We start from the raw sequence: 23,152 nt of genomic DNA on the forward strand, positions 1-23,152 counted from the left end.
ATCGCTTTATTCATGCGGTGACGACTATTTCTTCACGCGTTCCGGGAAGTGCATTTCATTGTAACGTACGAAGTGAGTCCCGCGGGTCAGCTTATAGCCGAACCAGATAATCAGGAACAGCGGGATACCAATATAGGTTGCCGCCACGCCGCCCCAGTCAATGGTGTCTTTCAGGAACGCTTCATAGTTCTGGCCCAGCGTGATGATAAGACACAGAACAAACGCGAAGATCGGCCCCAGCGGGAAGAAGCCGGAACGATACGGCAGATCCTTCACGTCATGCCCTTGCAGAACATACCCACGACGGAAACGATAGTGGCTGATGGCAATCCCCAGCCAGGCGATAAAGCCCGTCATCCCGGAAGTATTCAGCAGCCACAGGTACACCGTCTGGTTACCGAACATTGAGGTCAGGAAGCACAGACCGGCAATCACCGTCGTGGCATACAGCGCATTACGCGGAACACCGCCGCGAGACAGTTTCGCAAAAATACGCGGCGCTTTACCATCGCAGGCCAGGGTGTATAGCATACGGGTTGAGGCGTACATCCCGGAGTTACCCGCCGACAGCACCGCCGTCAGGATCACCGCATTCATCACTGCCGCCGCAGAGAGCAGACCGGCATGCTGGAAGACCAGCGTGAACGGGCTGACGCTGATGTCTTTCACATCGTTACGCAGCAGGCTCGGATCGGTGTACGGAATGATCAGGCTGATAATCAGAATCGCGAAGACATAGAACAGCAGGATTCGCCAGAACACCTGACGCACCGCACGCGGAATGTTCTTCTCCGGATCTTCAGATTCACCGGCGGCAATACCAATCAGTTCCGTCCCCTGGAAGGAGAAACCGACAATCATCGCCACGCCAATCATCGCCGCAAAGCCACCGGCAAACGGCGCATCGCCCGTCGTCCAGTTGCTCCAGCCCACCGGCTGAGTGCCTTTGAAAATACCGACGATCATCATAACGCCAACAATGATGAAGATAATCACAGTGGCCACTTTGATCAGTGAGAACCAGTATTCCGCTTCACCAAAACCTCTGACCGAGATGTAGTTCAGCAGGAAGATGACGCCGAGGAACAGCGCACTCCAGATCCAGCCTGGGGTATCAGGGAACCACCAGCTCATCACCAGCTGTGCCGCCACAAGGTCAACAGCGATGGTCACCGCCCAGTTGTACCAGTAGTTCCAGCCCAGCGCGAAGCCGAAGCCCTCTTCAACATAGTTCTGACCATAGGTCGCAAACGAACCGGACACCGGCATATACGCCGCCAGTTCGCCCAGACTGGTCATCAGGAAGTACACCATCAGGCCAATCAGAATATAGGAAAACAGCGCACCGCCTGGACCCGCTGCGGAAATGGTGGCACCAGATGCCACGAAAAGACCTGTACCGATAGAACCGCCAATCGCGATCATCGTCAGGTGACGCGCCTTCAGTTCGCGACGTAACGCGGGCGCTTCTGTGGTTTTAGTTTCGGAAACCATGTGAAAATGCTATCCATCCAAAAAATGAGGCGCGATTGTAGCAGACGAAACGCTCGTCTTCCGGCACAAATGCGCTGTTATAAGAGACCTTCATGACTGGCCGCGGATTATAAGTAATAGCAGAGAATGGGGAACTTACTGCCCCCAGGACGTATCACCGTCAGGCGATCGGTCCCCGGCAGGCATTATTCGCAATAACTGAGGAAGCGCTGGAGCGCATTAGAGAGGTGTTTCTGGCGATGATGGATCCGCCAGAGCGTACGCACCAGACGCGGAAGCGGCACTGCCACTTCGCTCAGCGTTCCCGCCTGGAGTTGTTCATCAATCACGCGTCGTGACAGACAGCTAATGCCCAGCCCATGACGAACGGCATGCTTGATGGCTTCGGAGTTTCCCAGCTCCATCGCCATTTCAAATTTGGGCAGGTGCGACAGCAGCAGATAATCGACAATTTCGCGCGTCCCGGAACCGCGTTCGCGCAGGATCCAGGGGGCGGCTGCGAGCTGTTCAAGCGTCACCGGTCCCTGCGCCAGGGGTGAAGATGGTGCGGCGAAGACCACCAGTTCATCTTCCAGCCACGGCTCCGAGATGATCTCCGTATTGTGACACGGCCCTTCGATAAGCCCAATGTCGACCCGAAAATCGAGCACCGCTGTAATCACATCCTGACTGTTGCCGACGCTAAGTTCCAGCGGCAGCGCGGGGAAATCTCGCCGATAACGGGCAATCACCCCCGGAAGGATATAGTTGCCGATGGTGCTGCTGGCATACACGCGTATCGCGCCGTTGTCTTCGCGGAACAACTGCTCGATCTCCACCGCCTGCTCCAGCAACGCCAGCGCCCGCGGGTAAAGCAAGCGCCCGTGCTCATTCACCACCAGCCGTTTGCCTACGCGGTCGAAAAGCTGAACGCCCAGTTGACCTTCCAGATCGGTCAGCGCCGCGCTGACTGCCGATTGCGATAGCGCCAGCATCACCGATGCCTGCGTTGTTGAGCCGCTTTTCAAAACTTCGGTGAAGACTTCGAGTTGCCGCAGGGTGATGTGCATGGTCGCTTACCACTTATAAAGATTAATTATAAATATATAATCAATTTTATTTTTAAGCCAGTTCGCCGTAACCTTTTGCCCATAAAAGAGGAGAAGGCAATGACAGAACTCACCTTAACGAATCATCGTCGAACAATGTGGCATTTTATTCCGGGGCTTGCCCTGAGTGCAGTGATTACCGGAGTCGCCTTATGGGGCGGGTCCATTCCCGCCGTGGCGGGTGCCGGATTCAGCGCCCTCACCTTAGCGATTTTATTGGGGATGGTGATCGGTAACACCGTCTATCCCCAGATCTGGAAAAGCTGTGACGGCGGCGTTCTGTTTGCCAAACAACATTTATTGCGCCTGGGGATCATTCTCTACGGCTTTCGCCTCACCTTCGCGCAAATTGCTGACGTAGGTGTCAGCGGCATTCTGATCGACATCCTGACGCTGTCCAGCACCTTTATGCTGGCGTGCTTTCTGGGGCAAAAAGTCTTTGGGCTGGATCGCCAGACCAGTTGGCTGATCGGCGCGGGTAGCAGCATTTGCGGCGCGGCGGCGGTACTGGCGACGGAACCGGTTGTGAAAGCCGAAGCCAGCAAAGTCACGGTTGCCGTCGCAACGGTCGTGATCTTCGGGACGATGGCGATTTTCCTCTACCCGGCGATGTATCCGCTGCTGGCGCACTGGTTTAGTCCGGAAACCTACGGCATCTTCATTGGCTCCACCATGCATGAAGTTGCTCAGGTTGTGGCGGCAGGACACGCAATTAGCCCGGACGCCGAAAACGCAGCGGTGATTGCCAAAATGCTTCGCGTCATGATGCTGGCTCCGTTCCTCATCTTTATGGCCGCTCGCGTTAAGCAACTGTCACCGGCCAACGGTGGGGAAAAAAGCAAAATCACCATTCCGTGGTTTGCCATCCTGTTCATTGTGGTCGCCATTTTCAACTCGTTCCATCTGCTACCGCAGGCGGTGGTGAACATGCTGGTCACACTGGATACGGTCCTGCTGGCTATGGCAATGGCGGCACTGGGGCTGACGACGCATGTCAGCGCGCTGAAGAAAGCCGGGGCGAAACCGCTGTTGATGGCACTGGTGCTGTTCATCTGGCTGATTGTCGGCGGTGGCGTGATTAACGTCCTGGTCCAGCACGTTATTGCATAATTCACTACATCCTGACCCTGTTAACCCGCTATGATTGGCAAGATTCAATTTCCGGATACACAAATCCGCCAGGCCACATCTGGTGGGTTAACAGGAGTCTTTAATGAAATACATCGGAGCACACGTCAGCGCAGCTGGCGGGCTGGCAAATGCCGCAATTCGCGCCGCTGAAATCGAGGCAACCGCGTTTGCACTCTTTACTAAAAATCAGCGTCAATGGCGCGCCGCCCCTCTTACCGCGCAAATCATCGATGACTTTAAAGCCGCCTGTGAGCAATACCACTTCACATCCGCTCAAATCCTGCCGCACGATAGCTATCTGATCAACCTGGGCCACCCGGTCGGCGAGGCGCTGGAAAAATCCCGTGCGGCTTTTCTTGATGAAATGCAGCGTTGTGAACAACTCGGCTTATCTCTGCTTAACTTCCATCCAGGCAGCCACCTGATGCAAATTTCGGAAGACGAGTGTCTGGCAAAGATTGCTGAGTCGATCAACATCACACTCGCCCAGACCGAAGGGGTGACTGCGGTGATTGAAAATACTGCCGGTCAGGGCAGCAACCTCGGATTCAAATTCGAGCACCTTGCCGCCATCATCGATGGCGTAGAAGACAAATCACGCGTCGGCGTTTGCATTGACACCTGCCACGCTTTCGCCGCGGGTTACGACTTGCGTTCCGCCGCCGAATGCGAAAAAACCTTTGCCGAATTCGAGCGCATCGTCGGTTTCCAGTATCTGCGCGGTATGCACCTGAACGATGCCAAGAGTGCCTTTGGCAGCCGGGTCGACCGTCACCACAGTCTGGGCGAAGGCAACATTGGTCATGACGCGTTCCGCTGGATCATGCAGGACGCCCGTTTCGACGGCATTCCGCTGGTGCTGGAAACCATCAATCCCGACATCTGGGCAGAAGAGATCGCGTGGCTGAAAGCGCAGCAAACTGAAAAGGCGGTTGCGTAATCATGAACGACAGGGAAAAACAGATACTCAAAATTCTGCGCCGCAACCCGCTGATTCAGCAAAACGAAATCGCTGATATTTTGCAGATCAGCCGTTCACGCGTCGCCGCGCACATCATGGACCTGATGCGTAAAGGGGCAATCAAAGGAAAAGGTTACATCCTTACCGAACAGGCCTATTGCGTGGTGGTAGGGGCGATTAACATGGATATTCGTGGGATGGCGGATATCCACTACCCGCAGGCCGCCTCTAACCCAGGCAGTATCCACTGTTCTGCGGGTGGCGTCGGGCGCAACATTGCCCATAACCTCGCCCTGCTGGGTCGCGATGTGCATCTGATTTCCGCTGTCGGCAGTGATTTTTACGGCGAGACGTTGCTGGAACAAACACGCCAGGCAGGCGTCAATATCTCCAGTTGCATTCGCCTGCACGGGCATAACACCTCAACTTATCTCTCCATCGCCAATCAGCAAGAAGAGACGGTGCTGGCAATTAATGATACCCATATCCTGCAACAGCTGACGCCGCAGTTGCTGAACAGCTCGCGGGATTTAATCCGTCACGCCGGAGTGGTGCTGGCGGACTGCAACCTGACGCCGGAAGCCATCGAATGGGTCTTTACGGTTGCTGATGACATTCCGGTATTTATTGATACCGTTTCCGAGTTCAAAGCGACGAAGGTGAAAACCTGGTTTACGCGCATCCATACGCTGAAACCGACACAAAAAGAGCTGGAGATCTTATGGGGTCACCCCATCAACAGCGATGCCGATCGACTCAGCGCGGTGAATGCCCTTCATCAACAGGGCATTCAACAGATTTTTGTCTGTCTGGAAGATGAGTCAGTCTTTTGTAGCGAGAAAGATGGTGAGCAATTCTTGCTCACGCCGCCCGCGCATACGGTGGTCGACAGCTTCGGTGCCGATGACGGTTTTATGGCCGGACTGATCTATTGCTTTCTGGAAGGGAGCGATTTTCGCGAAAGCGCGAATTTCGCAATGGCCTGTGCGGCCCTGTCACGCGCCAGCGTCAGTATCAACAACCCCACCCTTTCCGCTGATAACGCGCTGTATCTGTTAAAAACAAGCCAGTGAAAACGGCTTATCCGGCCCAGGGTCGGTCCCCTGACCGGATAAGCTATCAGCCACGCTACGCCAGTCCAATAAAGAACCCGGCAATGGTCGCACTCATCAGGTTAGAGAGCGTGGCTGCCGCCAGCGCCCGCATACCCAACTGGGCGATTTCCGGCGCGCGCTGAGGCGAAATAGCCGAGAACGCCCCGACCACTACGCCAATGGAACCAAAGTTGGCAAACCCACACAGCGCAAAAGAGATGATGGCGATGGTTTTCACATCCAGGGTGCCGCCATCCTGCAAATAAGGCGACAGGTTGAGGTAAGCGACAAATTCGTTGATTGCCAGCTTCTGCCCAATCAGGCTCCCTGCCAGGGTGGCATCGCTCCAGTCAACGCCCATGATCCACGCCAGCGGGGCTAACACCCAGCCGAAGATCCCTTCAAGCGTCGCATGACCATAGCCGAACCAGCCGCCAATTCCGCCGATAATGCCGTTAAGCAGTGCGATAATCGCGACAAACGCCATGACCACCGTTGCCACGCCTGCGGCAATTTTCAGCCCGGTCATCGCACCGCTTGCCGCGGCTTCGATAATGCTTTTTGGTGGCGTCTCGGTGAAAGAGAGGTTTTCGAAAGTGACTTTTGACTCTTCCGTTGCCGGACTCAGAATACGCGCAAACAGGATCCCGCCAGGAATCGCCATCAGCGAGGCCGCCAGCAGATAATCAATCGGCACGCCCATACCGGCGTAGCCAATCATCATCGAGCCCGCAATCGAGGCCATCCCGCTACAGATCGCGGTAAACAGTTCATTGCGATTCAGGCGGTCAATAAACGGCTTCACAATCGCCGGGATCTCGTTTTGCCCGAGGAAAATCGTCGTGACCGCAACGAACGATTCAATCTTACTGATATTCAGGGCCTTCTGGAAAATCCCGCCCAGGATGCGAATCAGCAGTCCCATCACGCCAATGTAGTACAACAGGCTGATAAGCGCGGTGACAAAAATGATCGCCGGGAGCACGCGGAAGGCGAAGATAAAACCGGCGCCATCAAACAGCACATCCATTTTTGGCCCAACCAGAGAGCCAAAAATAAAGGCACTGCCCGCGTCACTGTAAGACATAACTTTATGCACGCCCAGCGCCGCCTGTTCAACCAGCCATTTGCCCGGCGGGAAATAGAGCATGATCCCGCCAATCGCAATTTGCAGCACCAGCGCTGCGCCCACGGTACGTAAGCTGATGTGTTTTTTATTCACTGACAGTAAGTATGCGATCACCAGCAGTACCGCCATACCCACAACACTTCTCATTATATCCATAATGATTTCCCTTCATGCCAGGAAACCCGGCGCGAGGCCAGGTTTTGGTGGTTTCGGGCGACCGCACGCTGCCCGTTCGTTTCGATCAGGCGAGGCGTTGATATTCCTTCGCAATCTCGCAGGCCAGTACGGCGTTGTTAAACACCAGTTGGATGTTGGACTTCAGGCTGTCGCCTCCGGTTAATTCAGCAACGCGCGCCAGCAGGAACGGCGTGCTCTCTTTACCGATAACGCCCTGCTCTTCCGCTTCCCGGACGGCCTGGTCAATCGCCGCATTGATTTTCTCTTCCGCCATGGCGTAGGTTTCCGGGATTGGATTGGCGACCACCAGACCTCCGTTCAGGCCGGTTTGCCATTTCACTGCCATCGCCCGGGCAATTTCCTTCGCGCTGTCGAGACGAATGCTGACCTCAAACGGACTGGTACGGCAGAAAAATGCCGGTAACGCAGTGGTCTGATATCCAATTAACGGCACACCGAACGTTTCTAAATATTCCGTGGTTAAACCTAAATCGAGAATAGATTTCGCGCCGGCACAAACCACGGTTACATTGGTATGAGCCAGTTCCTGAAGATCGGCGGAAATATCAAACGTATGTTCCGCACCGCGATGAACGCCGCCAATACCCCCGGTAGCAAAAACGTGAATACCCGCAAGGGCGGCAATAATCATGGTTGAAGCAACCGTGGTCGCGCCATTTTTTCCAGCGGCTACCACAAACGGTAAATCACGACGACTGACTTTAGTTACGCTATGTCCTTCGCGACCTAATAATTCAATTTCTTCTTTACTCAGGCCGACTTTCATTACTCCGCCAATAATGGCAATCGTTGCCGGCACAGCACCGTGCTTACGAATAGTTTCTTCGACTTCAATTGCCGTCTGCGCATTTTGTGGAAAAGGCATACCGTGAGAAATAATTGTCGATTCAAGCGCAACAATCGGTTTTTTACTGTTAATAGCGTCCTGGACTTCTGGCGAAATATGCAGTAATTCAGAGGAAATCGTTAATTCAGACATTCTGTGTTCTCCACAAGGGTTTTAACGTTCGCAACAGATAATTCAGGGTTATTGGTATATTCACTGGCCAGCGCCATTGAGGAACAACCCTGTGCAAATCGAATAGAATCAATGAAGGGCATGCCTTCAACCCAGCAGGAAGCGAGTCCCGCCATCATGGCATCTCCCGCTCCGGTAACGTTAACGACATGGGTTTTTATCGGTAGCGACCAGCCTCTCTCACCGTCTTTTTCACTGTAATAGACCCCATCGCCCCCCATGCTGAGTACCAGACGGTGCAGGCCACGCGCATGGAACCAGGCAGCGACTTTCGCAACATCTTCGCGCCCTGAAAGCGCAATGCCGCTGAGAGTTTCCGCCTCAAGACGATTAGGTTTGAGGGTATGAATTTGGGTCAGACGCTCGCGGATCTTGACGCATTTCCACGCCGATACCGGGTCAACAAACACCGGTACATCCCCCACGTTATCCAGTAACCAGGCCAGCGTCTGTTCACTAATATTACAATCTGCCACAATGACACGGGCACCCCGGATAAAATCGAGATGCTGCGCCAGAAACGCCGCCGAAATATGTTCGGTAATGCTCATGTCATTGATTGCCACCAGCATTTCACCGGTATTATCGAGAAGCGATAAATAACTTGAGGTGTTCTCACCGGCAACAATCAGGCAATTATCCACATGCACGCCTGACTGATTCGTCTGCGCCAATAACGATTGGCCATAGAAATCATTGCCAACCGCCGTCATTAACCAGGAATTTTTCCCGAGCAATGCAAGATTGTGAGCGATATTGCGACCAACCCCGCCGGGTGTAAATTTAATTTTCCCCGGATTTGAGTCCGCATAATTCAAGGAAGCATGCGAATATCCTGCAACGTCCATATTGGCGGAACCAATCGTGATGATGTATTCCTTTTCGCGCATAGCACATCTCCTGGTACGAAAATACCATGACTTTGAGATTGTTAAGACTATTCACGGCTCAAACGACTTATTAGAGCACATGTTTATATTCAAACATGTGTTTATAGTAAGCTTGTTTTTATGAAAGTAAACGCACTGGCAAGAGCAAAAACCGCCAGATATGAACAGAATCACAATTTTTTATAGATACAGTTTGCAAGCGAGGAAATATTTGAGAGGAAGGACACAAAACGGAGATAAAAAAAGGGCAGAGAACTCTCTGCCCTGGTGTGAAATGATGACTTTATGCCGCTTTGGCGACGGCATCTTCTTCCGGACGTTTCAGGAAGGCATAGGCCAGACCCGCAACCAGCGTACCGGCGACAATGGCAATCAGGTATCCCAACACCGGGGTAATCGCCCCTGGGATCAGCAGAACAAACAGACCACCATGCGGTGCCATCAGTTTCGCCCCAACCGCCATTGAGATCGCCCCCGTCAGCGCGCCGCCAACGATACAGCACGGCAGAACACGCATCGGGTCGCGCGCGGCGAAAGGAATGGCTCCTTCGGTGATAAAGCACAGACCCAGTACCAGCGCCGCTTTACCCCCTTCCTGCTGCGCCTTGTCGAACTTACGACGCGCAACAATGGTTGCCAGCCCCAGCGCCAGCGGTGGCACCATGCCTGCCGCCATAATGGCCGCCATTGGCGCGTAGGTTTGTGTACTCAGCAAACCGACGCCAAACGCGTATGCCGCCTTGTTAACCGGCCCCCCCATGTCGGTACACATCATCCCACCGAGGATCGCACCCAGCAGCACCGCATTCGCCGTCCCCATGGTTTGCAGCCAGTGCGTTAACCCTTCGAGGATCCCGGCGACCGGTTTACCGATGAGGTAGATCATAGCCAGACCCACCACGAGGCTGGAAATCAGCGGAATAATCAGGATCGGTTTCAGCGCTTCCATACTCTGCGGCAGCTTCAACTTCGTGCTGATGGCCTTCGCCACATAGCCTGCAAGGAAGCCCGCAATGATCCCGCCAATAAAGCCAGAACCCGTGCTGACGGCGAGCATACCGCCGATAAGACCTGGCGTCAGACCCGGACGGTCAGCAATCGAGAAAGCAATGTAGCCCGCCAGAACCGGCACCATCAGCGCAAAGGCTGAACCGCCGCCAATTTGCATCAGCGCGGCCGCCAGTGTCCCTTCGACTTTAAACGCTTCGATACCAAAGGCGAAGGAAAGCGCGATACACAGACCGCCGGCAACCACCATCGGCAGCATGTAGGACACGCCCGTCAGCAGGTGACGATACGCGCCAGCACTCTCTTTTTTCCCTTCATTCGCCGCAGCCTGCGCTTTGCCGGCGGGCTCATATACCACGGCTTGCGCCACGGCGTTATCCAGTTCCTGCGCGGTTTTCTTCAGCGCCAGACCGGTAGAGGTACGGTACATGGGTTTACCAGCAAATTTTGCCAGATCCACTTCAATATCTGCTGCCACAATCACCAGATCCGCCTGGGCCACTTCTTCCGGTGTAATGGCATTGCCAGCGCCCACAGAACCGCGGGTTTCGACTTTCACCCACCAGCCGCGTTTTTTCGCTTCGGTTTCGATCGCTTCCGCCGCCATAAAGGTATGTGCTACGCCGGTTGGGCATGCCGTCACGGCCACGACGCGTTTCGGACCGCTGGTTGTGGCAACAGGCGCTACAGCAACCGGTGCGCTATAAGGCTTCGCGTGACCCTTAGCTTCGCTAAGAAATAGCTCAGGATGCGCCACCGCCCGGGCAATATCACCCAGCCAGACTTTTTTGCCGTTCAACGCGTTGTCATTAGGGATGGCATCGGCCAGTACGATCGCCAGTTCAGCGTCATTTGGATTGTCGATGATATCCAGATTTGCTTTATGCGCCGCCGCACCGAGCAGAGTTTTCGCCATGTAAGCGCGAGCCTGCCCGAGGTTAGCGTCAATAATCAGCAGCGTTTTCATTATGCCTCTCCTGCTGTCAGTTAAACGGTTGTAAGTCGACACGCGACATCATTGCGGCCAACTGAGGACGATCGGTAATACCGACATTGCTCTGACTGACTGCCAGCGCAGCAACGGCTGTCGCCAGACGCAGCGTATGTTCGCTGGATTCACGCATCAGCAGACCGTAAATCAGGCCGCCAACCATCGAATCCCCGGCGCCTACGGTGCTGACCACGTCAACCGAAGGCGGTTTGGCGAGCCATTCTCCCGAGGCGTTCACCCACAGCGCGCCTTCTGCTCCCAGGGAGATCACCACATGTGCGATACCCTGTTCACGTAATGCATGCGCCGCCTCAATCACATCTTTCATTTCTGGCAGCTTGCGGCCGGCCCAGATTTCCAGTTCACGGCGGTTCGGTTTCACCAGCCACGGCGCGGCTTTTAGTCCTGCAACCAGGGCTTCACGACTACTATCAAAGATAATGCATGGACACTGACTGCGCAGACGCGTCATCCAGTCGGTGAAGGCTTCCGGACTCACGCCGGATGGCAGACTGCCGCTGACGCACACCATGTCGAACTGACCCAACCAGCTCAGGGAATCATTAACAAAACGCTCCCAGTCGGCAGGCGTGACCTCAAAACCGGAGAAGTTGAAGTCGGTGACTTCACCGTCTTTTTCCGTCAGCTTGACGTTGATGCGGGTACGCCCCTGCACCACCTGAAAACGGTTAGCAATTCCCAGTTCGCTGAACAACTGCTGAAAACCGTCCTGGTTATCTTTGCCGAGGAAACCGCCGACCGTCACGTCGATCCCGAGATCCTTCAGCACTTTGGCGACGTTGATCCCTTTCCCCGCCGCGTGCAGACCGGTCGTTTTTACCAGGTTAACTTCACCGCGCTCAATTTCAGGACAGAACCCCACCAGATCGTAGGCCGGGTTTAGCGTGATGGTCGCAACACGTCTGCTCATTACGCGCCCTCCCCAAGACCGGCAGCTATGGCATCGCCAATCGCTTTCAGCGCCTGTTCAGCATCAGCCCCCTGCGCCGTAAAGCGCAGGCGATGTCCTTTCTTCACGCCCAGCGCCACCACTTTCATCAGACTACGTCCATTTGCCGGTTTGCCGGTTCCATCAAGGTTTGCCACGGTAATTTCACTGTTGAATTGTTTAATCGTATTGACCAGCATGGTCCCCGGACGGGCATGCAGGCCGTGCTCATTGCGGACCACAAACTCGGCGTTCAGCACATCATCAGTCAGAGCGTCATCGCTGGTCAGCAGTGCCAGGACAGTCGCCGCGTCGGCGTTCAGCAGACGGTCAGCTTTCGTCTCCAGCAGCAGATCGCCCAGACGCTTCAGCACGGCGACGGGCTGGTCGTCAGCCATGGCAACGGTCACTAGCAGCGCCGCTTTTTCGCCCTGTACGTCAAAAGCATTTACCGCACGACTTACCGCCACGGCGCTGCGCAGGTTGCCTTCAGCACTGTCGCTGAGCCAGATCCCCTGACCCAGGTTCATCGGCTGTTCGTTAATCACTTTCGCGACAAACGCCGCATCTACGACGCCAGCCTCTTTCAAACGTGCCGCATTCAGCGCCTGCAACGTCACTAAATCGGTCGCGACGACATCCAGCATCAGCGTGTCGTTGTCGAGCTTCAGCTGCTCACTCTGCTTTTCGCCCATCAACAACGCACGCAGTTCTTCAGCCGTGGTCGCTGACTTAAGCTGTTCAGCTACGGAGTCATCGCTCAGCACGTGCGTCAGCTGACGCAGCAGACCAAGGTGCTCATCGGAGCTGGCGGCGATGCCAATCGCCACATATGCCACCTGACCGTCACCCCAGGTTACGCCCTGCGGGAACTGAAAAACCTGTACACCGGTTTTCAGCACCTGATCGCGGGTGTCGGTTGTGCCATGCGGAATCGCAATCCCGTTGCCGAGAAAAGTGGACGTCTGCTGCTCGCGAGCAAGCATGCCGTCTACGTAGCCGTCCGCAACGTTGCCAGCCTGCACTAACGCAGCGGCAACCTGACGGATGGCTTCCTGTTTATCTCCGGCCTGCTCGCCCGGATGAATGTCCTGAACGGATAACTGAAACATGGTTCTCCTCTCCTGCTGAATTGAAACGATTCAGCTAACATGAGAAAAAAGACGCTATACGGTTCCCTCAACTGAAACTCGACAGCGCTGAAACGTTTCAAGAAGTCTTGCGCTTTCTGCTTCAGCACGCAAGTAAAGTTGCATTTTTGATCGCAAAATTTAGAAGCAATGCACATTTTTGCCTCACTGGCGGTAGGTTGCTGAAGTCAATACAGCGTCATTTCACTTAAGTTTCAGCAGCGTCAGCTAACAGTATTGTCAGAGTGAAATGCCATTTTGATTTTTCGTGGCGATTTTGATTTAGTCATCTGTTTATTTCTCACTAAGCGGCGTAAACTCCGCGTCTCGTCACACTACTGATATCCAAACATGCACAATACCCCCGCTGCCGCCTCGCCAAAAACGTTTGACCTGACGTCTACGGCTTTCCTTATTGTCGCCTTTCTCACCGGTATCGCCGGTGCGCTACAGACCCCCACGCTAAGCCTTTTTCTGACTGATGAAGTCCATGCGCGCCCAGCAATGGTCGGCTTCTTTTTTACCGGCAGTGCGGTGATCGGCATCCTGGTGAGCCAGTTTCTGGCGGGACGTTCAGATAAAAAAGGCGATCGCAAAAAGCTGATCGTCTTCTGCTGTGCGCTGGGCATGCTGGCGTGCGTGTTATTTGCCTGGAATCGTAACTACTTTATTTTGCTGTTTGTCGGGGTGTTTCTAAGCAGTTTTGGTTCGACCGCCAACCCGCAAATGTTTGCCCTGGCCCGCGAACATGCTGACCGCACAGGCCGTGAAGCGGTGATGTTCAGTTCCATACTGCGCGCCCAGGTTTCCCTCGCGTGGGTGATCGGCCCGCCGCTGGCTTACGCGCTGGCAATGGGCTTCAGCTTTACGGTGATGTACCTCAGTGCCGCGGTGGCGTTTGTGGTTTGCGGTGCAATGGTATGGTTTTTCTTACCGTCCATGCGCAAAGAGACCGCACTGGCGATCGGTACGCTGGAAGCGCCGCGTCGTAACCGTCGCGATACCCTGCTGCTGTTTGCCATTTGTACCTTAATGTGGGGTACCAACAGCCTGTATATCATTAATATGCCGCTGTTTATTATTAATGAGCTGCATCTGCCGGAGAAACTGGCGGGTGTGATGATGGGGACAGCGGCCGGGCTGGAAATCCCAACCATGTTGATTGCTGGCTACTTCGCAAAACGTCTGGGTAAACGTCTGCTGATGTGCATTGCGGTCGCTGCCGGTTTCTGCTTTTACACAGGAATGCTGGTCGCGCACTCCCCTGTTGTGCTGCTGGGTTTACAACTGCTGAACGCCATCTATATCGGTATTCTCGGCGGCATCGGTATGCTTTATTTTCAGGATCTGATGCCTGGTCAGGCAGGGTCCGCCACCACGCTCTACACCAATACCATCCGCGTCGGCTGGATTATCGCCGGATCGCTGGCGGGCATTGCCGCTGAAATCTGGAACTACCATGCCGTTTTCTGGTTTGCGCTGGTGATGATTGTCGCCACCATGGCCTGCCTGTCGCGCATTAAGGATGTTTAGGGCGCGGTCAGCGCTTCAAGATCAATAAGCCAGGTCATCGCCTCGTCGCGGTTCGTTAAGCACATTTCCTGGGACGGTTTGAGGCTGCGACAGACGTTGGGGCGGAGGCTGGAGCCAAAGATACGGCACAGGTTGTCATCTGAGAGCTGGACGCACCTGACGTTTGCGGGCTTTCCCTGCGGCATGCCGGGGATGGGGCTGGAAATAGAAGGGGCAATACAACACGCCCCACAATCCGGACGGCATTCCATAATCTGACTCTCTTTATTGTGACCACCGGACAGGCGCGCACAGTACCACCTTTTTTGCACCAGCTAAAGGTGAATTCCACTTGCCTGAATGACCCGGCGCGAGTAGTTTGACGCGATAATTTAGCTAATCTCTATAACAGGATCTTTTCGATGCCAAGAGCGAACGAAATCAAAAAAGGTATGGTACTGAATTACAACGGCAAACTGCTGATTGTGAAAGATATCGATATTCAGTCCCCGACAGCCCGTGGCGCGGCAACGCTGTACAAAATGCGGTTCTCCGATGTCCGCACGGGTCTGAAAGTGGAAGAGCGTTTCAAGGGCGATGACATTGTCGATACCGTGACCCTGAGCCGCCGTGGCGTCGACTTCTCCTATATCGATGGCAACGAATACGTGTTCATGGATAAAGAAGACTACACGCCTTATACCTTCACCAAAGATCAGATCGAAGAAGAGCTGCTGTTTATCCCGGAAGGTGGAATGCCGGATATGCAGGTGCTGACCTGGGACGGTCAACTGCTGGCGCTCGAACTGCCGCAGACGGTGGATCTGGAAATCGTGGAAACCGCTCCAGGCATCAAAGGCGCTTCCGCCAGTGCGCGTAACAAACCCGCGACGCTGAGCACCGGTCTGGTTATTCAGGTGCCAGAATACCTGAGCGCCGGTGAGAAAATCCGCATTCATATCGAAGAGCGCCGCTATATGGGCCGTGCGGATTAATTTTTGAATGGATGTAAAAAAGGACAGCCTGAGCTGTCCTTTTTTTGTCGTTTGCTGTTTTACAGCAGGTCGCGGAACTGGGTCATTTTCAGCGCCAGTTCAACACCGCGTACTTCCGCCAGCCCTTTCAGACGGCCAATCGCGGAATAACCCGGGTTGGTTTTCTTATGCAGATCGTCCAGCATTTGATGACCGTGATCGGGGCGCATCGGAATGGGACGCAAATCCCCCGCCTTCTTGCGGCGCTGCTCTTCGGTCAGAATCGCCGTCACCACCGCGACCATATTCACATCACCCTGCAAATGTGCGCCTTCATGGAAGGTTTTCGGGTTCGCTTCGCGGCACGTCGAGCGCAGATGGGTAAAGTGGATACGATCGCCAAAGGTTTCAATCATTTTCACCAGATCGTTATCCGCACGAACGCCGTAAGAGCCTGTGCACATGGTGAAACCGTTGTAGATGCTGTCGACGGTCTCTTTCAGCCACTGCATATCTTCAATGGTGGAGACAATGCGTGGTAACCCGAGAATCGGACGCGGCGGATCGTCAGGATGCACTGCCAGACGCACGCCCACTTCTTCAGCCACCGGGACAATCGCACGCAGGAACACGGCCATATTGTCACGCAGATCGTCTTTGCTGATGCCGTCATACTCGGCCAGACGCGCGCGGAACTGATCGAGCGTATAACCCTCTTCCGCACCAGGCAGACCGGCAATGATATTACGGGTCAGTTTTTCGATATCCGCGTCGCTCATGGCATTGAAATAGGCCAACGCCTGACGCTGTTCTTCTTCGCTATAGTCCGCTTCCGCACCCGCACGCTTGAGGATATGCAACTCAAAAGCGGCGAAGGCTATTTGATCGAAACGCAGCGCTTTCGAACCGTCTGGCAATTCGTACTCAAGGTCGGTACGCGTCCAGTCCAGAATCGGCATAAAGTTATAGCAGACGGTGTCGATGCCGAAGGCTGCCAGATTACGGATGCTCTGCTGATAATTTGCGATCCATGTCTGATACTGACCGGAGCGGGTCTTGATCTCTTCATGAACCGGAATACTTTCGACCACCGACCAGGTTAACCCTTTTTCCGCCAGAATCGCCTGACGTTTTTTAATCTCATCGACCGGCCACACTTCACCGTTCGGAATGTGGTGCAATGCTGTCACAACACCCGTTGCACCAGCCTGACGCACATCATCAAGCGATACCGGATCGTTAGGCCCGTACCAACGCCAGGTTTGTTCCATTGCTTTACCTCACAAAGTTGTTATACCAAATTAGCTTACCTGAATGACGACTACCATACAGGCTTCTACGAGGTGATCAATAAAAGGGACGTGATTGATTGATCCAGCTCACATTACCCGGATAAATCAGGCTTACCAATTTAATTTGTTGTCATATAACTTTACACTGGTGTTGTTAATTTATGGTTAATCAGGTGTGTAATAAATGACTACAATTGCCTCAGCAATATTGCCGGATGGCGTACAAACGCCACGCTATGACCGCCAGCAACTGAAAACCCGCATGGTGCATTTCGGTTTTGGTGCCTTTCATCGTGCGCATCAGGCATTACTGACCGATCGGGTGCTGAACGCCCAGGGCGGAGATTGGGGAATTTGTGAAATCAGCCTGTTCAGCGGCGACACGCTGATGCGTCAACTCCGCGAGCAGGATCATTTATACACCGTGCTGGAAAAAGGCGCAGACGGCAATCAGGCGATTATTGTCGGTGCCGTCAACGAATGCCTGAATGCGAAACTCGATTCGCTCGCCGCTATAATCGAAAAATTCTGCGAACCTCAAGTGGCGATTGTCTCACTGACCATCACCGAAAAAGGGTATTGCATCGATCCGGCTACCGGTGCGCTGGACCTGACAAATCCGCGCATTGTTCACGACCTGCAATCGCCTGATGAACCCCATTCAGCACCGGGTATTCTGGTGGAAGCACTGTCACGTCGGCAGGCACGCGGCCTGGCAGCTTTTTCTGTACTCTCCTGCGATAACATTCCTGATAACGGCCACGTCGTGAAGAACGCCGTGCTGGGGATGGCGGAAAAACGATCCCCCGCGCTGGCAGACTGGATCCGCGAGCACGTCAGCTTCCCTGCCACGATGGTTGACCGCATTGTTCCGGCCGCCACAGAAGATTCACTGGCAGAAATCACCCGCGAACTGGGTGTGACCGATCCTTGCGCCATCAGCTGTGAACCGTTCATTCAATGGGTGGTTGAAGACCACTTTGTCGCCGGTCGTCCCGCATGGGAAGCGGCTGGCGTGCAGATGGTCAGCGATGTGCGTCCCTGGGAAGAGATGAAATTACGGATGCTTAATGGCAGCCACTCGTTTCTCGCGTATCTCGGTTATCTTTCCGGATTTCAGCATATTAATGAATGCATGCAGGACATCGCATTCCGCGAAGCCGCGTACCGACTGATGATGGACGAACAGGCGCCGACGCTCACTATTACTGACGTGGATTTGACCGGCTACGCGCAAAGCCTGATTGAACGCTTTGCGAACCCGGCACTGAAGCATAAAACCTGGCAAATCGCGATGGACGGCAGTCAGAAACTGCCTCAGCGGATGCTGGCGGGTATTCGCCTTCATCTGGCGCGCGAAACCGCATGGCCATTACTGGCGCTTGGCGTGGCGGGATGGATGCGCTACGTCAGCGGCGTCGATGATGCCGGTGTGACCATCGACGTTCGCGACCCGCTGAATGATAAAATCCGCGCTATAGTGACCACCCATCATGAGGATCAGCGCGTGTCGGCACTGCTCTCTTTATCGGAAATTTTCGGCAACGACCTCCCGCACAATCCGGTTTTTGTCCAGGCGATTGAAACGGCCTGGCAGCGTATCGCGCAACACGGTGCACATCAGGCGGTGATTGATACGTTAAAAAATTAACAATTTCTGCCATTAAGGTGAACGAAGGCCGTCTTCGTTCGCCCCGCCCTTCTCTTTTTCACTTTTTTTCGCCAGGATTAATGGAAACCGTTACGGTACATTATTCTGGAGCAGGCGTGACCAAAACTAACCTCATCACCGGTTTCCTCGGCAGCGGAAAAACCACTTCTATCCTCCATCTGTTAGCGCACAAAGACCCCACCGAAAAATGGGCGGTACTGGTCAATGAGTTCGGTGAGGTCGGCATTGACGGCGCTCTGCTTGCTGATAGCGGCGCGTTGCTCAAAGAGATCCCCGGCGGCTGTATGTGCTGCGTGAACGGCCTGCCCATGCAGGTTGGACTGAATACCCTGCTGCGTCAGGGAAAACCAGACCGCCTGCTGATCGAACCAACTGGACTGGGGCATCCGAAACAGATCCTCTCCCTCCTCACCGCACCGGTGTATGAACCCTGGATCGACCTGCGCGCCACGTTGTGCATTCTTGATCCTCGCGGATTGCTGGATGAAAAAAGCGTTACCAATGAGAACTTCCGCGATCAGTTAGCGGCAGCAGATATCATTGTGGCGAATAAAACCGATCGTGCGACTGCGGAAAGTGAACGTGCGCTGCAAACCTGGTGGCAACAGTTTGGCGGCAACCGTCAGTTAGTGCAGGCCACGCATGGTCAGATTGACAGACAGTTGCTCGATTTACCGCGTCTGAATCTGGCTGAATTGCCCACCAGCGCCGCGCATTCGCACAGCCATCCAGAACCGCGAGGATTGGCGGCGCTGAGCCTACCAACTCAACAACGCTGGCGTCGCAGTCTGAACAGCGGTCAGGGGCATCAGGCCTGCGGCTGGATTTTCGATGCCGATACGGTCTTTGACACCATCGGACTGCTGGAATGGGCACGACTGGCGCCGGTTGGCCGGGTGAAGGGCGTCATGCGTATTCCGGAAGGCCTCGTGCGTATTAATCGTCAGGGCGACGATCTGCACATTGAAACGCAAAATGTCGCGCCGCCGGACAGTCGCATTGAACTGATTTCCAGTACCGAGGCAGACTGGAATACGTTGCAGAGCGCATTGTTGAAGCTTCGTTTAGCTGAACACGCGTAAGGTTGCCTGCGATTTATTGAACAGTGAATGCTTTGAATATGAAAATCCGGTTACCCCTGATACTTTTGCTGAATGTTGCCGGTCTGGCGTTATTCATGAGCTGGTATATCCCCGTGAATCATGGATTCTGGTTCCCCGTTGACGCCGGCATTTTTCACTTCTTTAACCAGAAACTGGTAGAGAGCCAGGCCTTCCTGTGGCTGGTCGCCATCACCAATAATCGGGCGTTTGACGCCTGTTCCCTGCTGGCGATGGGTTGTCTGATGCTGAATTTCTGGCTGAAAGAGACGCCTGCAGGCCGCCGCCGTATTGTCATCATCGGTCTGGTGATGCTGCTTACCGCCGTGGTTCTGAACCAGGCAGGTCAGGCGCTGCTGCCTGTAAAACGCGCCAGTCCTACGCTCAGTTTTGCTAATATTTATCGCGTCAGCGAATTGCTGCATATTTCGACGAAGGATGCCTCCAAAGACAGTTTCCCTGGCGATCACGGGATGATGCTGCTTATTTTCGCCGCATTTATGTTGCGCTATTTCGGAAAAGCCGCAGGATTTATCGGCCTTATTATTGTTGTGGTTTTTGCTTTCCCACGTGTCATGATCGGCGCCCACTGGTTCACCGATATCGCCGTAGGATCATTAACCGTGGTTCTAATTGGCCTGCCCTGGTGTCTCCTGACCCCGTTAAGCGATCGCCTTATCGCGCTTTTCGACAATTATCTTCCCGGCAAAAACACACAAATCTTAAACAAATAACCCACAATTATTAACATCATCAGGGTTTATTCTTACGCCCTGATGATGTGTTAAGATAAATTATTCATCTCATCGTCATTATTTTGTCATGACATTACCTTTGATAATGAATGAGTTGCCTGTTTTTCCGTCATTTTGCGTTTAAATTGACCAATCCCGTTTATTCACTTTCTGTATCACATTTTCTTATTAAAATTCAGATAAAATCACTCGCCAAGCCTGAAACGATCGGGTAACCTCGAACTCGTTTTGCCTCGCTGGGTTATTATTCTCTTCGCGAATAAATTTGTGCGTTCTGCCACAGTTTTGCGCTTAAAGAATTGTCTCATTGTGCGCAGGTAATTAGTCTCGTCACGTTTGGCATTTTTTATAACGATATTTATCGTTAAGGACTTCAAGGGAAAACAAACAAAATGGTCAAATCTCAACCGATCTTGAGATATATCTTGCGCGGGATCCCCGCGATAGCAGTCGCGGTACTGCTTTCTGCATGTAGCACTACCACAAACACCGCAAAGAACACGCATTCTGAGACGCTTGGTGTGAATCAAGAAGCTTCTTCACTGCAAGCTTCTCAGGATGAATTTGAGAGTATGGTACGTAACCTCGATGTTAAATCGCGGATTATGGATCAGTACGCTGACTGGAAAGGCGTGCGCTATCGTCTCGGCGGCAACTCCAAAAAAGGTATTGATTGTTCCAGCTTTGTACAGCGTACATTCCGTGAACAGTTTGGTTTAGAACTCCCACGCTCCACCTACGAGCAACAGGAAACCGGTAAATCCGTTTCGCGCACTAATCTGCGTACTGGCGATCTGGTTCTGTTCCGCGCAGGTTCGACGGGCCGTCATGTTGGTATTTACATTGGCAACAACCAGTTTGTTCATGCCTCTACCAGCAGCGGTGTCATCATCTCCAGCATGAACGAGCCATACTGGAAGAAGCGCTATAACGAAGCGCGTCGGGTTCTGAGCCGCAGTTAATCGTTTGGTTGCTATCCCTTGGCGACCCTGACGAGACAGACGAAAAGCATCGCTTCGGCGGTGCTTTTTTTTTGATTCCCTTTTTCTCCCTGTGGAAAAGCATGACTCGCCGAAGCAATCCAGGCTATAGTCTTGTTATTCCATCACATTTATCATCATCGCAATCTCAGGATAAAGCCAGGCATCATGTTCACTCACGCCTTAACGACTGGTCGAAAAATCGTGCTTACCTGCCTGATTACCGGGGTTGTCGTTGCTATTGTTATCAGTAGCTTACAATTCGTGATGGCGTGGCATAAGCGGGAAGTTAAATACGACACGCTGGTTTCTGACATTCAGCATTACCTGGTTAGCTATTTTGCCGATCTCAAAAGTACTACCGACATTCTTCAACCGTTGACTTTAAAGACCTGTAAACAAGTCAGCGCAGAACTCACTTCCCGTGCCGCCTTTAGCCTGAACGTTCGTGCCTTTTTGCTGGTCAAGGATAAGAAAGCATTTTGCTCATCGGCAACCGGAGGCATGGATACGCTGCTGACTGAACTGGTCCCCAGCCTCGATATTGGTAAAGATATCGATATGGCGATTATCCCGGGAACGCCGATGATGCCCAATAAACCCGCGATGGTGATTTGGTATCGTAATCCCCTGATGATGAATAGCGGCGTTTTCACCTCCCTGAATATCAACCTTACGCCGTATTTGCTCTATACCGCCCGCCAGGAAGACTTTGACGGGATTGCCATCATCGTCGGCAACACCGTGTTGTCGACCTTTTCAGACCATCTGCTCACCGTTGATGAACTCGACGGTTCACCGGAGCGCGAAGCAAAAATTGCCGGTGTTCCGGTGACGATCAGGCTATACGCAACCAACTGGACCTGGCCCGACTTATGGTATGCCCTGCTTCTCGGCGGGATGGGTGGGATCATTGCGGGTTTACTCTGCTACTACGTCATGAGCATTCGCTTGCGGCCCGGAAAAGAGATCCTCACCGGGATCAAACGCGATCAGTTCTACGTCGTCTATCAGCCCGTCGTGGATACGCAGTCGCTGAAGGTCACGGGGCTGGAAGTGTTGCTGCGCTGGAGACACCCAACGGCAGGAGAAATCCCACCTGATGCGTTTATTCATTACGCTGAGGCCCAGCACATGATTGTGCCGCTGACCCAACATCTGTTTAAGCTGGTGGCGCGGGACGCCCCTACGCTGCAAAAAGTCCTCCCGGTCGGCGCGAAGTACGGTATCAATATTGCGCCTGATCACCTGCACAGCAGCAGTTTTAAAGATGACGTTCGGCAGTTAGTCGCCGCGATGCCGCCCAACCACTTCCAGATCGTGCTGGAAATTACTGAACGCGACATGCTCAAGCAACATGAAGCGTCACAGTTATTTGAGTGGCTGCACGCCGCGGGCTTCGAAATTGCGATAGACGACTTCGGTACCGGCCACAGTGCGCTGATTTATCTGGAACGCTACACCCTGGATTATCTGAAAATCGATCGCGGTTTTATTAACGCCATTGGAACAGAAACCGTCACTTCGCCGGTGCTGGATGCAGTGCTGACGCTCGCTAAACGCCTCGATATGATGACGGTAGCTGAAGGGGTGGAAACGCCTGAGCAGGCAAAATGGCTGCATGAACGCGGGGTTCGCTTCCTGCAGGGCTACTGGATTAGCCGCCCGCTGCCGCTCGACGAATTTGTTGATTGGGTTTCACAGCCACACGCGCTGAAATGGTAAAGTCCCAACGCGTGGATTCACAACAGACGCCACCTGCCCTATTATTCAGGCATCAGAGTGA

20 protein-coding genes are annotated in these 23,152 nt (G+C 53.6%); 10 read left to right on the top strand and 10 right to left on the bottom strand.

The genetic code is table 11. The features are described from left to right. Positions 1-24 precede the first annotated feature (24 nt). Positions 25-1,494 carry a lysine-specific permease gene (gene lysP / locus HVZ37_RS14205; protein ID WP_044258633.1) on the bottom strand — a complete coding sequence of 490 codons (1,470 nt, stop codon included), beginning with the start codon at positions 1,492-1,494 and terminating at the stop codon, positions 25-27. Between the two features lie 185 nt (positions 1,495-1,679). After that, on the bottom strand, positions 1,680-2,543 hold the full coding sequence (gene yieE / locus HVZ37_RS14210) for a DNA-binding transcriptional regulator YeiE (protein WP_054176002.1): 864 nt from the start codon (positions 2,541-2,543) through the stop codon (positions 1,680-1,682). A 99-nt stretch (positions 2,544-2,642) separates the two neighbouring features. Between yieE and HVZ37_RS14215 the strand changes: the two genes are divergently transcribed. The 3 genes from HVZ37_RS14215 (at position 2,643) to HVZ37_RS14225 (ending at position 5,747) form a co-directional block, all read left to right on the top strand. Continuing rightward, positions 2,643-3,692, top strand: coding sequence for a YeiH family protein (locus HVZ37_RS14215; protein WP_043000116.1), 1,050 nt, complete (start codon positions 2,643-2,645; stop codon positions 3,690-3,692). 103 nt (positions 3,693-3,795) lie between these two features. Next, the gene (gene nfo / locus HVZ37_RS14220) at positions 3,796-4,653 is read left to right on the top strand and encodes a deoxyribonuclease IV (protein ID WP_043000115.1); all 858 of its coding nucleotides are present in this window, start codon (positions 3,796-3,798) and stop codon (positions 4,651-4,653) included. A gap of 2 nt (positions 4,654-4,655) precedes the next feature. Next, positions 4,656-5,747: a sugar kinase gene (locus tag HVZ37_RS14225; RefSeq protein ID WP_043000114.1), complete on the top strand. Its 1,092-nt coding sequence runs from the start codon at positions 4,656-4,658 to the stop codon at positions 5,745-5,747. Positions 5,748-5,802: 55 nt separating this feature from the next. On the opposite strand, the gene HVZ37_RS14230 is transcribed toward HVZ37_RS14225, so the two are convergent. The 6 genes from HVZ37_RS14230 to fruB form a co-directional block, all read right to left on the bottom strand. Further along, entirely contained in the window at positions 5,803-7,053 is a 1,251-nt protein-coding gene (locus tag HVZ37_RS14230; RefSeq protein WP_043000113.1) for a NupC/NupG family nucleoside CNT transporter, read from the bottom strand. 85 nt (positions 7,054-7,138) lie between these two features. Next, complete coding sequence (locus HVZ37_RS14235; RefSeq protein ID WP_044258629.1) at positions 7,139-8,074, bottom strand: pseudouridine-5'-phosphate glycosidase; 936 nt, start codon at positions 8,072-8,074, stop codon at positions 7,139-7,141. Further along, complete coding sequence (locus HVZ37_RS14240) at positions 8,062-9,003, bottom strand: pseudouridine kinase (RefSeq protein ID WP_181627634.1); 942 nt, start codon at positions 9,001-9,003, stop codon at positions 8,062-8,064. Before HVZ37_RS14240 ends, HVZ37_RS14235 begins: the two co-directional genes overlap by 13 nt. A 283-nt stretch (positions 9,004-9,286) precedes the next feature. Then, entirely contained in the window at positions 9,287-10,978 is a 1,692-nt protein-coding gene (fruA, locus tag HVZ37_RS14245; RefSeq protein WP_044258626.1) for a PTS fructose transporter subunit IIBC, read from the bottom strand. 16 nt (positions 10,979-10,994) lie between these two features. Next, positions 10,995-11,933 carry a 1-phosphofructokinase gene (fruK, locus tag HVZ37_RS14250; protein ID WP_043000110.1) on the bottom strand — a complete coding sequence of 313 codons (939 nt, stop codon included), beginning with the start codon at positions 11,931-11,933 and terminating at the stop codon, positions 10,995-10,997. Next, on the bottom strand, positions 11,933-13,063 hold the full coding sequence (gene fruB / locus HVZ37_RS14255; RefSeq protein ID WP_044258623.1) for a fused PTS fructose transporter subunit IIA/HPr protein: 1,131 nt from the start codon (positions 13,061-13,063) through the stop codon (positions 11,933-11,935). Before fruB ends, fruK begins: the two co-directional genes overlap by 1 nt. A gap of 369 nt (positions 13,064-13,432) precedes the next feature. Between fruB and setB the strand changes: the two genes are divergently transcribed. Then, on the top strand, positions 13,433-14,614 hold the full coding sequence (gene setB, locus HVZ37_RS14260) for a sugar efflux transporter SetB (RefSeq protein ID WP_043000108.1): 1,182 nt from the start codon (positions 13,433-13,435) through the stop codon (positions 14,612-14,614). On the opposite strand, the gene HVZ37_RS14265 is transcribed toward setB, so the two are convergent. Then, complete coding sequence (locus HVZ37_RS14265; protein WP_043000107.1) at positions 14,611-14,865, bottom strand: YkgJ family cysteine cluster protein; 255 nt, start codon at positions 14,863-14,865, stop codon at positions 14,611-14,613. The genes setB and HVZ37_RS14265 overlap by 4 nt on opposite strands. 150 nt (positions 14,866-15,015) lie before the next feature. Here HVZ37_RS14265 and yeiP point away from each other — a divergent pair, with 150 nt between their 5' ends. After that, positions 15,016-15,588, top strand: a complete 573-nt coding sequence (gene yeiP / locus HVZ37_RS14270) for an elongation factor P-like protein YeiP (protein ID WP_012131588.1) — start codon at positions 15,016-15,018, stop codon at positions 15,586-15,588. Positions 15,589-15,647: 59 nt separating this feature from the next. Here yeiP and uxuA read toward each other — a convergent pair whose 3' ends face one another. Beyond that, positions 15,648-16,838 carry a mannonate dehydratase gene (uxuA, locus tag HVZ37_RS14275; protein ID WP_181627635.1) on the bottom strand — a complete coding sequence of 397 codons (1,191 nt, stop codon included), beginning with the start codon at positions 16,836-16,838 and terminating at the stop codon, positions 15,648-15,650. A gap of 205 nt (positions 16,839-17,043) precedes the next feature. Between uxuA and HVZ37_RS14280 the strand changes: the two genes are divergently transcribed. From HVZ37_RS14280 to HVZ37_RS14300, 5 genes are all read left to right on the top strand, one after another. Then, positions 17,044-18,510, top strand: coding sequence for a fructuronate reductase (locus tag HVZ37_RS14280; protein ID WP_181627636.1), 1,467 nt, complete (start codon positions 17,044-17,046; stop codon positions 18,508-18,510). Between the two features lie 116 nt (positions 18,511-18,626). Beyond that, positions 18,627-19,613: a GTP-binding protein gene (locus HVZ37_RS14285; protein ID WP_181627637.1), complete on the top strand. Its 987-nt coding sequence runs from the start codon at positions 18,627-18,629 to the stop codon at positions 19,611-19,613. 32 nt (positions 19,614-19,645) lie between these two features. Continuing rightward, positions 19,646-20,365: a phosphatase PAP2 family protein gene (locus HVZ37_RS14290; protein ID WP_125339980.1), complete on the top strand. Its 720-nt coding sequence runs from the start codon at positions 19,646-19,648 to the stop codon at positions 20,363-20,365. Positions 20,366-20,778: 413 nt separating this feature from the next. Then, a complete protein-coding gene (gene mepS / locus HVZ37_RS14295; RefSeq protein ID WP_043000104.1) occupies positions 20,779-21,348 on the top strand; it encodes a bifunctional murein DD-endopeptidase/murein LD-carboxypeptidase in 570 nt (189 codons plus the stop codon). A gap of 186 nt (positions 21,349-21,534) precedes the next feature. Then, the gene (locus HVZ37_RS14300; RefSeq protein WP_043000103.1) at positions 21,535-23,091 is read left to right on the top strand and encodes a cyclic di-GMP phosphodiesterase; all 1,557 of its coding nucleotides are present in this window, start codon (positions 21,535-21,537) and stop codon (positions 23,089-23,091) included. Positions 23,092-23,152 lie beyond the last annotated feature (61 nt).

Origin of the sequence: Citrobacter sp. RHB35-C17 (assembly GCF_013816795.1) — a bacterium.
Lineage (GTDB): Bacteria > Pseudomonadota > Gammaproteobacteria > Enterobacterales > Enterobacteriaceae > Citrobacter_A > Citrobacter_A amalonaticus.